The sequence below is a fragment of the Gammaproteobacteria bacterium genome (assembly GCA_003696665.1).
Taxonomy (GTDB): domain Bacteria; phylum Pseudomonadota; class Gammaproteobacteria; order Enterobacterales.
Map to the genome: position 1 here is coordinate 1 of RFGJ01000022.1, position 10907 is coordinate 10907.

Here is a 10907-nt window from a genome sequence, read left to right on the forward strand (position 1 = left end):
ATCGCACCCAGCGATGCCAATGTCATGGCATAGACAAATGCGCCATACTCGCCCGAACCCAGCACCCGGGCCATGGCAATCTGTAGCAGAAACCCCAGGCCAAGCCCGACAAGCCGAATAAAAACGCCGGCCAACGTGGAACCACGATGGCCGGCAGTAAAGGCAAAAATCTTATGCCTTAATGAAAGTAACCCTTCTTGATGCGCCATGGCAAACTGATCAAATCATCATTCATTGTTGAAAGAATGCATTCAACAAACTTCACTGGGAATGACAATAGGTCGCAAGTTTAGTAGTCGCTTGAAACATTACACCGCGATAATCAGGTTGGAAATAATACAAAACCGAATCTTCTGGAACAGAGTGCATGTATACGCGAACCATTTTCTTGCAAACTGTAGGACTATATTGGGCAAGTGGAGCCCATAAGAAGAGTGTTGGTCGAAATGCCAGCATTCCCTTACCGTCTATTTGCTGGTACGCCAACCAGCGCCGATCATCAATCAAATCATCGAATGTATTGAGCAACCTATTGATATCTTTATCATCAAAAACCCATGACCTCTCATGCATAAGAACTATGAACTCTGCTACTGAAGATCCATGCCCAATATCGTCATACCTACTTCGCTGACCACTCAGTCGTGTCCAATAAGGCCATAGAAGCCTGTTCTCTTTTACCTCCATATGTCTCTTGAGAGACATGGCTATTTTGATAGCCATCTTTTTGAATCTTGATTCCTTCGTTAGATCAAACAACAATATGCAAACTTGGCCCGCAGCCGCTTGCATATTCCACGGAAGAAACTCACCAGCAAGGTTAGAAGGAACGCTATTTTCTTCTACGAATCCTGACAATCCATGCAATGAATCGCGCCAGTCCTTCCCAAAATAAAGAAATGACTTCTGAGAAACTTCTACAAAAAACATTGCATCTTTTGTGTAAGAACTCAAACCGTTCTGCCTAACAATAAGAGCAAAGCGCAAAAACGGCTTGATAATCTTGGTAGCATGAACAAGAAATGCGTGTGGAATACCTGCCGTATAACTGGTTGTAACCCAAACCCTTGCAGTATCTCCCTTGCCATTCTCATGATAAGGCAAATTTTCGGCTTGCGATATGGCCAATCGCGCTTGCTGGATAAAAAGACGAAGCCATTTTTCATCCTTGGTAAGCAGATACAAGTCCAAATATCCATCAAGAAACCTGCTCTGAGCCCAGCAAAGTATGCACCCTGTATGAACTCCAGGCATAGCACCATATTCTGAATATGCGCGACCCTTATTGGTTTTTTTCACTATGTGCTCAGCAGATAAAATCATCCGTTCAATAAAAGAAATATCGTTCACATGAGCAGAAGAAGTTGATACAAAAAAGAAAACAAATAAAAACAAAATCAGACAACCTATCAAAGTCTTCCTCATAGAACTTTCCGCCTGAGCTGTTGCAATTGCCTGATCGGCATAGCAGGGAAAGCTGAGTAAACCTGGCCATCGGGGATATCCCGTACCACACATGCACCCATGCCGATAACGCACTCTTTTCCGATCCTTATCTTTTGCTTAATAGAGCAGTTCGTCCCTAGCCAACTTTTTTCGCCAATAATGACTCCGCCTGCGATACTGGCACAACCAGTGATAATGACATCCTTTTCAATGCAGCCGTTATGACCAACATTTACTTGGGGACCAATTTTCACATGATCGCCAATAATAGCCATGCCCAGAGTAGCTCTCCCTATGGTTGAATTTGGCCCTATCTCAACAGAATTACCGATATGAAGACCACCAATATGACGCATTGGAATTGGGACGCCATTCTGATCACGCACAATCGTAAGACCATCATTACCAATAATGGCACCATCAGAAATCACACAATTTTTTCCAATCGTAACACCACGTTTGATTACGACATTCGCACCAATATAAGTCCCATCTCCGATTTGCGCTCCTTCCTCTATAACTGATCCTGACCCCAATCGGACATTTTCTCCCAATTTCGCTTTCGAATGCACAATCGCTCTACCTGATGCCCCATCTTCTTCAACATCATTGTTGGTTAAGAAACCTTGTATAACTTTAGCAAAGTCAAGCTTAGGGGACTTTGACAAAATATAAGTAAATCCTGGAATAATCTGGTCCCTTGCTTCTACTGGAACAATACAAACAGCATCCTTAACCATTGACTCAGGGTCATAATTACTCATAAAAAACAAAGACCCTGGCGCAGCGTCATTCAAAGACGAAACCGACTGCAAATCAACACTCTTTCCGCAATGCTCACAACCAAGATACTTTGCAATCTGTGTTGAACAAACAGCCTCTCGAAAGCGCCTAAGATCAAGCATTCTCGCTTTTTGTTGCCCCCGATATCCTTTCATTAACATAGACCACAATATCATTGACTGTTCGCAGACCATCCAAGTCTTCGTCTGGAATCTCAAGGTCCGTGGCCTCTTGTACTGCCAAAATGATAGACATCATATCAAGACTATCCGCTCCAATATCTGTCAATACGGCAGAGGGATTCAGCTTGGACTCATCGACTCCCGTGCCGGCTTCCTTAATCAAATCAATTACCTTCTCAGCTGATATCATTAACGTTCCTCCTACACTTTATTCATTTCTCCATAGAATCATTGAAGCCACCGACAACCCAACGCCAAATCCGGAAAGCAGCAGAGTGCGACAATCTTCCCTATTTAAATATTTCTCCAATATAAGTGGGATTGATGATGATACCGTATTGCCAGTATTATTCAGCATAATAGGAACCTTCTCAGAAGGTAGCCGCATCTTCCTGGCCAATGTTTCGACAATGAATTTACTGCCTTGATGGAAGATAAACAAGTCAATCTCATCTTTAGAAAGGGAGGATGCTGACAACAATTGTGCGACCTGCCTAGGCACCTCTGTAGCTGCAAAATTAAACACTTGTCTACCGTTCATGTGAAGGCGCCCGTTTTTTTTGTGAAGGACATCCATTCTACCCCCATCGGTAGCAAATGTAGCAGCTCCCAAAGCAAAAATTCCATCTTTCTCGATCAGGGTTGCCGTCGCAGCATCGCCAAAAAGCAAGGCAGTATTAGCATCCTCCGGATCTACAATCCTGGAATAGGGGTCCGCGGTTATCAGAACACCTCGGTTCAAATCCGTTTTTTGCATAAAACCAGCAAGTATATTAAGTCCATAGACGTAACCGGAACAACCCAAGGACACATCAAAAGCCGCACATCGAGATGCACAAGCAAGCTTGGAGTGAACAATTGCGGATGTATGCGGCAGCCCTTCTAGATCCGGCGTCTGTGTGCAAAGACATAGACAATCCAGATCTTCGACTTCCAAACGGCACTTGCGCAACAGTCGCCGAACAGCAGCCACTGCCAGATCAGATGTCTGAAGCTCTTTGGCAAGAACCGGCAAAAATCGAGCTCCAATTTTTTCTTTAATAAAGGAAGCGTCTCTTCCCAATCCCTTAGCTTGTTCCAAATTATCCCGTTTTGTCTCAGGGACATAATGTGCTATTGCTTTAATACCTAGCATTTTAAGAAAGACTGAAACCTATCCAGCCGATCTCAACACCATCTTCTACAATGGAGGACCTTGTATATCTACCACCAAGATTTTGTTTCAATGCAATCGAATAGGAATCGGCTGTTTCTTTTAAGGGCCGCGTCAATGCAAGCTGAACAAAAACCCACTTCTTTACACTGGGCAATAGCTTATAATGCAAGGCTTTCGTTAACGCCACAATTTCTTCGATGCTGGAATACCCTCCTCGTTCTAGCTGCGATATAGATGCATCCCCCCAAACTGATCTAGAAATAATTTTTTCCTCATGATAGTCATATCGGCCACAAATATCCCGATCAGATTGTACCAAGATTCCACCAATCATTTGGCCGCTTTTGTTCATAGCCTTGAAACGCCCCATTTGGTCACCTGTCACTTCATGATCATCCGCCAGGATACACACATCGATCTGACGCCGGGCGAAGGAGCGATATTCAATGTGCGAAACAAAAAAGCTGTTCCCCATAACTTTTCTTATTGCCTGATTGACCGCATTGTATATATCAGGGCCTTGCAGATAATCGCGCCCCCCCTTGAACTTGAGGGTCAAAGGAATATTTACAGGCCCACCGTCTCTCATAGCATCCATCGAATCACCTCAAAAGCTTCCGCATATCCCCCCTCCAACTGACCGCCTCGCGTCACAGCCATGGAGCGAATCATGTCTCCCTGAAAATATGCACGGTGTTTCTGGGACTCGTAAGCATTAAGCGCATCCATCTTGGCGGCAACATGCCTTTCATCAAGACGCTCAAAAGAATTGGTCGCGAAATTGATATTATTCCAAGGCTCCTCATAGCAGAGAATGGATTGCTTCTTGAACGCTCTAAGAGCCTCGCGTGCCACGGTCTGATGATCCTGATGAATATCATTCAATGAGGGGCAGAAGACAACATTCGGCCGGAAATCCTCCCTAATTTTAAGCATGACCTCCAAGATATCCTGTCGGCGCTCTGGAAAGTGGCGAACCTCGAAATCAAACAGAAGCAGATCGCGATCCGCATCAAGCCCCAAACGTCGAACAGCTTCCCGCACTTCTCGCTTCAAAACATCCGGATCACGCCCGGGAACAGATTTCTGACACGAAGAAAAAACCACATAAAGAATCTCATGCCCAAGCTCGGCACGCTTGGCAATTGTTCCGCCACAACCTAATTCGCCATCATCAGTATGGGGGCCCAAAACCAGTATCCTATCTCTATCTTTCATATACCCACCCTAAGCATTTGCTGCCACTCTAGCAGCTTCCTTGTAGGCGGCAATTACATCAGATGCAGAGCCATCCATCATCAAACGCCCACCGTCCAACCACAAACATCGGTTACAATATCGTTCCAATGTGCCCAATTGATGCGTAGCCAGAACGAGCGCTCCATCATCTCGGATATGCTCAAACACATTCCCAGCCTTCACACGAAATCGCTCATCACCAACTCCAATCACTTCATCAAGAAGCAGTATATCTGGCTTAATATGAATGGAAACCGCAAATCCAAGTCGAGCCTTCATGCCAGAAGAATAAGTCCTGACTGGCGCATAGATAAACTCACCCAGCTCACAAAATGAAAGAATATCCTCCAATATCTCATCAACCTGCTCAGGAGACAACCCAAGAATTGCACCGCGAAGATAGATATTCTCCATACCGGAAAGATCCGGTTTAATCCCCGTAGTCAGATTTAGCAAAGCAGCCACACTCCCTCTTCTGACAATCTCTCCTTGATCAGGATGATCAATCCCGGCCAAATGACGCAGCAAGGTGCTTTTCCCCGCGCCATTCCTTCCCACCAAACCAATTCGGTCGCCAGCCCGAACATCAAAGGAAATTTGATTCAGTGCAGCATATCGCTTTGAGTAAACATTCTCCTTTCGCAACAGCCATGAGTAAAAACCATGCGCCGACCGTTTAAGCGCCCCTTTCATACCTCCTTCAAAAGAATACTGAATAGGGTAATAGCTGACGACATTTCTACATTCTATCAGCTTTTCAGAGCCCCTAGACATATTTACTCACCTGCCATTCATGTTTTGTGAAGAAGTAAAGACCAATTACAAATAGGGAAACACAAACCGTGCTATAATAAGCAGCCTGCCAAAAGGCAACGCCATCCTCACCTATAAGGCAGTATCTAGATATCTCAACTGATATGGATACCGGATTCATAAAGTAGACATCCCGAAATCGCTCCGGGATAAAACTTGCCGAATACATGACCGGGGAAAGATAGAATAACAGTCGATTCACGTGCTGGGTAATATTAGTCAGATCACGAACACGGGCACCGAGAACGGAAAGTAACATCACTACCCCAACAGAACCCAATATGGTTACCATCATAAAAAAAGGAAAATAAAATAAATGCTCATTCGGCCAAACTCCGAACAACCACATCAAGCCGATCAATAGCATCAACTGAATCCCCATTTCATACAACCCTCTGAACACAACCGGGCCGACCACAACAATTCTCGGAAATGCAGATGTCTTGATCATACCTGCATTGACAACAAACAGTGCTGGGCCAGCGCTGATGGCCTTGGTTATGAACTGATATACCATGAACCCACATAAAAAAAACAAAGGGAACCCTTCTATACTTCGGCGAAAAACGATTTCCACCATGAAATAGAAGATGCACATCTGAATAATAGGGTTTATGACATGCCATAATTCCCCAAGCATATTTGAACGCTTCTCACTGCGGATCGAATAGATAGTTAATGCCCAAGCGAGGTGCCGCCATGTCCAAAAATGTTTTATCTGTTTCAACATGCTGCCTCTCCGATCGGCTGATCAGTTTGAGTCAAAGGCTTACCAAAAAGCAATCGCTCATACATTCGCACATATACCCTTTCATATTTTTGAACTTCTTTCTGCCAGTTTATTTCGTTAGCGGCTGCTTCAAGACAGTTCTTGCTGAGCCTGTCGCGTTCCCACGGAGAACTAATCAAATAATTTACTGCATCAGCAATACATTCGGGCCTGTTATCTTGTATAAGAAGCCCCACATCAAAAGTTCGAATGAAACTTGCCTTTTCTGGATGATCAATAGAAATGATTGGAACGCCAGATTGGACATAGCTAAACATTTTGTTTGACAAGCCGTAATAATAAGAAAGGACAGATGTTGGCGTAGTAATCACACCAACGTAAGCATCTTGAAGAAGGCATGGAAGTTTATCGGGGGGGACGGGGTCCAAAATATAAACCTTCTTGTTTAACACCCCCATTTCTGAAGCTATGCGCTTGAGGTGTTCATCGTACCCTCGGCTTGGCCCCATTATTACAACCACGGCCGATTCATCCATTAGTGTTGCAGCCCTTAGCAACTCTTCAAGACCACGCCCATTTGTTATCAACCCTGCATAAACGACAATCCTCATCTCGTTCTCAACACCAATCAAATCATGAAAAGAATGGTCGTCATCAGATTTTTCAAATTTAACTAATGGCTGAATATTCCTGACGACAATGGGGGCATTCCGCAACCTATATCTTTGTTTTAAAACACGAGCAATCTCATTTGATACAGTTACAACCTCGGCCGCCCTTCTGGCATAGAATTGTTCTAGCGCCCTAATGTAAGCCCGCTGCAATAGACTTTTCCGATTCGGAAAACTCTCATCATAAAGCTCATGAGAATCATACACAAAGTTTGAGCCAACTATTTTTGACGAGAGATATGTTACGCCTAACGTATCCCAATCATTAGCTTGGTAAACGTCTGCTTGCAAATAAAGCGCCTTCTCTAGGTAGTTTAGGCGACGAACATATTGGGGAATCAAATTATTAAATTTTCTTCTTATCAATCGAGCTAGAGGCTTAAGTGATCTATTTAATTTGCCAAAAACAAAAAACAAGATCTTAGATGCCAAAAAACCAATAAACAAAAATGGGGCAAGAAAAACGCCGGCAGAAAGCAATACAACTACCTTTAACTTCTGTCCGGGAGTAAAGGCCACCTCCTCCCGCAAAGCTTCTTCGAGCTCGTCCTCGCTATGAGCTGATTTTCTTTGAATAAGGTTTTTAGGATAAACCAGGCGGATCATGCGCATTAGCTTTGAAACCTTTCCTCTAAAGCTTGATTCTTGGACAAAATTAACCCGCACGACTCGGATCACATTTCCGACACTGCGGCCGACCCAGTCCGAACGACCGCTAAGAGCCAGCGGAATCCGAACTAGCAGCCGACCCAATGTTGCCAATAGGGGGGATCGCCCGTCAGTACGATGCACCTTAACTCCATTGATTACTTCAAAAGCTTTATGAGTTGCATCGCTCTTCAATGCCACGACATGAACATCAAACCCCATCGACACCAAATGCTCGCACTCTTTACGAACACGATTATCATATGAATAAGGATTGGTTAGAATATGGCATACCCTCATAAGAAATCCTATTCACCCAAATTCAATGGAAGCCACATTTGGGGGCGTGGTCGGCACATGCGAAACGTCAATAAACTTTTGTGCCCATAGCTCAAATGCAAAAACATTCCACAGATTATTAGCAGCTCTCCATGACACTCGAGTATTGCAGTTGAAAACCTCATCCATCAACTGGGAAACCGATGACCACCTCATCAATCCGCGTCGTTCAATCACATTCTTACAGAGGACATCGCGAATAAATGCCTCAACCCGAAGCATCCATGCTTCTTTCGGCAAACTGAAGCCATGTTTCTTTCTCAGGAACACATGCTTGGGCAAGCGAGGATACATCACCTGCTTCATCAAGACTTTCTGTTCCCAATTCCTTATTTTTAAATGTTCTGGAACTGTCATGGCAAATTCTACAATCCGATAGTCCAAAAGTGGCACACGCACTTCAAGCGAATGGGCCATCGACATCTTATCCAAATTAAACAATAAGTCATTGAGCATATAGTGCCGAAGATCAAGACAACACAACTTGTTTAGCTCATTCACCCCATTCAAATAGGAATTTTGCCTTCGGATGAAATCAATCGAATCTTCCTCTTTTACTGACTCATATACATCATCAGTAAAGAGTGATTTTTTATCTTGAGGAGTAAAACTCACCAACGAACGCAGAAAAATATTTTCGCTATCCCCGCCGTAGGGAAAAATGAAAGGCTTGGTTGCCGCCAGAAAACGCCGGTACCCTGCAAAACATTCATCTGGTCCAATACCTGCCAAGGCAACCTTAACATGCTGGCGTGCCATAGCACTTACAAAATAGTTTGGGAGCCCTGTTCCATTAGGCTGACCGTAGTACCATGTCACCGCATCCAGTAAAGGCTCGATCTCATAAGCTTTTGCCATGTGCTCGAAATGTCGGGAACCTATATGCCGTGAAACATCTTTAGCCCACCTACGCTCATCGAAATCAGACTCAGCATCACCAAATCCAATCGTGAACGTATTCCCCTTCCCCTGCTGAGCGGACATCATGTAGTAGGCAACCGTTGATGAGTCTACCCCACCTGACAAGAAAGCCCCTACCGGCACGTCGGATCTCACCTGCAAACGCAAAGCATCTTGAATAAGCCCTTCAAGTTCCTCACGGTATTCTTGGTCTGTCTTAGTGCCAACCGGCGCGTCCAGTGGAATATCCCAATATCTCTCTTGAGTTACCCTGCCATCTCCATCAACCTCAATAAACCCACCAGGAGAAACTTGCCTTATCCCCTCATAAATAGAATACGGGTAAGGGACTACTCGCCATGTCATAAAATGGCTTAAAGCTTTCATATCCACCTTTCTTTCGAAAGCAGGATGGCAAACAATAGCCGTGAGATCACTGGCAAACAACAATCGATCAGGATCGACATGATAATAAAGGGGCTTGATACCCAAATGGTCTCTCGCCAAAAGCATGATATTTCGAGCACTATCCCAGAACGCAAACGCAAACATCCCATTCAGCTTCGGCAGGGCATTGCTTCCCCATTTTATCAATGCCTGCAGCAGAACTTCCGTGTCTGAATTTGTCCGGAATACAACTCCTGTTTTTTCGAGTTCCTCCCTTATTTCCAAATAATTATAAATCTCCCCATTGAAGGTCAAAGCATATGCACCACCCATTGCCAACATGGGCTGCTCTCCACCTTTGATATCAATAATACTCAAGCGCCTGTGCCCTAAAGCAACAGGACCTTTCACCCATACGCCTCTTCCGTCGGGCCCCCGATGAATCATTGCATCCGTCATTTCTTCTATAGTCTTTATAGAAGGACAACCACCTCGAAGCTCATATATCCCAGAAATTCCACACATTATATCACCAAAATATCTTTGACCTCATTTTCAACAAGAGTTGGAATGTCTCCATAAAAAACAATTTTTTCTCGCTGAAAAATAAAGTAAATCTTTTCTATACTCTCTCTGTCTAAATCCTTTCTCCACCTCCCTATAGATCTTGAATGGATCGGACCCTGAGCGTATCCAGACGTAGCATCGCGTTTATTTTTGTAGAACTCGAGCTGCCCCATCTCAAAATCTAGGCCTAAAAATTCCATAATTTTTCGAATAGTAATGTCAGGATGAATCACCATCTCTTCATACCAGACGCAAAGATAACGCTTATTCTGACAACATCGATTATGCTGTCGGATCGCTTCTATTACTCTTGCACATGCATCTTCAATAGAGAAAGGATGAAACGACCGATTAATCATTGAGGCCACTACATCTAAAGGATTTCTTACAACATGAATAAACTTAAACTCTTTAAACTTCTTCAAGAAACTATTCGCACAATATATGTTTTCAGGAGTTTTCTCAACCCAAGCAGATGATCCTTTACTTTCTGCATAGCACCCAAACAGTTCACAAAAGAAATCATTATATGATTCGCACTGCTTCGACAAAGATACAATGGCATTCCAATCGTCGACATAATACTTCATAAGGTTAGTAGGCCCGGGAGAAAAATTGGTTGCACTAGGGAATAAGGAACTTGCACTCAAGACTTCATGAATCAGATTTAGCTTCCTCTTACTATTACCTTTTACAAAAAACTTTTCTTTACTTAAGATGCCAGTAATCTGAATCAGAGACCTAAAGTGAGAAAAAGGCCTTCTATATATAAAGAATCTATCAAATATACCAACCTCCGGACCACAGGAAATAGTGGAATGCGAATCGAGAATTGCACGGAGTAATGTTGTTCCACTGCTCGGTGCGCCACCAAGCGCTATTCCTCTGCCAATCATTTACAAGTCCCCATCAGCACACTTATAATTTTATTAATAGCAGTTAGTCCTAAATACGGATGCATCGGCAAACTCATTACGCGCTTCGCCGCACGTTCCGCAGCAGGCATGCTCCCCTCTTTATATCCCATCCCGGAAAATGCCGGCTGC

At 43.9% G+C, this 10907-nt stretch carries 13 protein-coding genes; all 13 read right to left on the reverse strand.

The genetic code is table 11. The annotated features are described in order from the left end of the window. On the reverse strand, positions 1 to 209 hold a 209-nt coding region (locus D6694_00585), incomplete at its 3' end, for a hypothetical protein (GenBank protein ID RMH48350.1). A gap of 52 nt (positions 210 to 261) precedes the next feature. After that, positions 262 to 1425 carry a hypothetical protein gene (locus D6694_00590; protein RMH48351.1) on the reverse strand — a complete coding sequence of 388 codons (1164 nt, stop codon included), beginning with the start codon at positions 1423 to 1425 and terminating at the stop codon, positions 262 to 264. Next, positions 1422 to 2423, reverse strand: coding sequence for a hypothetical protein (locus D6694_00595; GenBank protein RMH48352.1), 1002 nt, complete (start codon positions 2421 to 2423; stop codon positions 1422 to 1424). The genes D6694_00590 and D6694_00595 overlap by 4 nt, the downstream gene beginning before the upstream one ends. Then, the gene (locus D6694_00600) at positions 2344 to 2601 is read right to left on the reverse strand and encodes an acyl carrier protein (protein RMH48353.1); all 258 of its coding nucleotides are present in this window, start codon (positions 2599 to 2601) and stop codon (positions 2344 to 2346) included. Before D6694_00600 ends, D6694_00595 begins: the two co-directional genes overlap by 80 nt. A gap of 18 nt (positions 2602 to 2619) precedes the next feature. Continuing rightward, on the reverse strand, positions 2620 to 3546 hold the full coding sequence (locus D6694_00605; protein RMH48354.1) for a ketoacyl-ACP synthase III: 927 nt from the start codon (positions 3544 to 3546) through the stop codon (positions 2620 to 2622). A gap of 1 nt (position 3547) precedes the next feature. Further along, entirely contained in the window at positions 3548 to 4165 is a 618-nt protein-coding gene (locus D6694_00610; GenBank protein ID RMH48355.1) for a hypothetical protein, read from the reverse strand. Then, positions 4153 to 4785 (reverse strand): PIG-L family deacetylase, encoded by a 633-nt coding sequence (locus tag D6694_00615; GenBank protein RMH48356.1) that lies wholly within the window; start codon positions 4783 to 4785, stop codon positions 4153 to 4155. Before D6694_00615 ends, D6694_00610 begins: the two co-directional genes overlap by 13 nt. A gap of 9 nt (positions 4786 to 4794) precedes the next feature. Further along, complete coding sequence (locus tag D6694_00620) at positions 4795 to 5580, reverse strand: ABC transporter ATP-binding protein (GenBank protein RMH48357.1); 786 nt, start codon at positions 5578 to 5580, stop codon at positions 4795 to 4797. Further along, on the reverse strand, positions 5573 to 6349 hold the full coding sequence (locus D6694_00625; protein RMH48358.1) for a hypothetical protein: 777 nt from the start codon (positions 6347 to 6349) through the stop codon (positions 5573 to 5575). Before D6694_00625 ends, D6694_00620 begins: the two co-directional genes overlap by 8 nt. Further along, positions 6343 to 7968: a glycosyltransferase gene (locus D6694_00630; GenBank protein ID RMH48359.1), complete on the reverse strand. Its 1626-nt coding sequence runs from the start codon at positions 7966 to 7968 to the stop codon at positions 6343 to 6345. Before D6694_00630 ends, D6694_00625 begins: the two co-directional genes overlap by 7 nt. A 12-nt stretch (positions 7969 to 7980) precedes the next feature. Beyond that, the gene (gene asnB, locus D6694_00635) at positions 7981 to 9819 is read right to left on the reverse strand and encodes an asparagine synthase (glutamine-hydrolyzing) (protein ID RMH48360.1); all 1839 of its coding nucleotides are present in this window, start codon (positions 9817 to 9819) and stop codon (positions 7981 to 7983) included. After that, positions 9819 to 10757: a sulfotransferase gene (locus D6694_00640; GenBank protein ID RMH48361.1), complete on the reverse strand. Its 939-nt coding sequence runs from the start codon at positions 10755 to 10757 to the stop codon at positions 9819 to 9821. The genes asnB and D6694_00640 overlap by 1 nt, the downstream gene beginning before the upstream one ends. Continuing rightward, positions 10754 to 10907, reverse strand: a 154-nt coding sequence (locus D6694_00645; protein ID RMH48362.1) for an aminotransferase DegT, incomplete at its 5' end; no start/stop codon positions are given. The genes D6694_00645 and D6694_00640, both read right to left, overlap by 4 nt.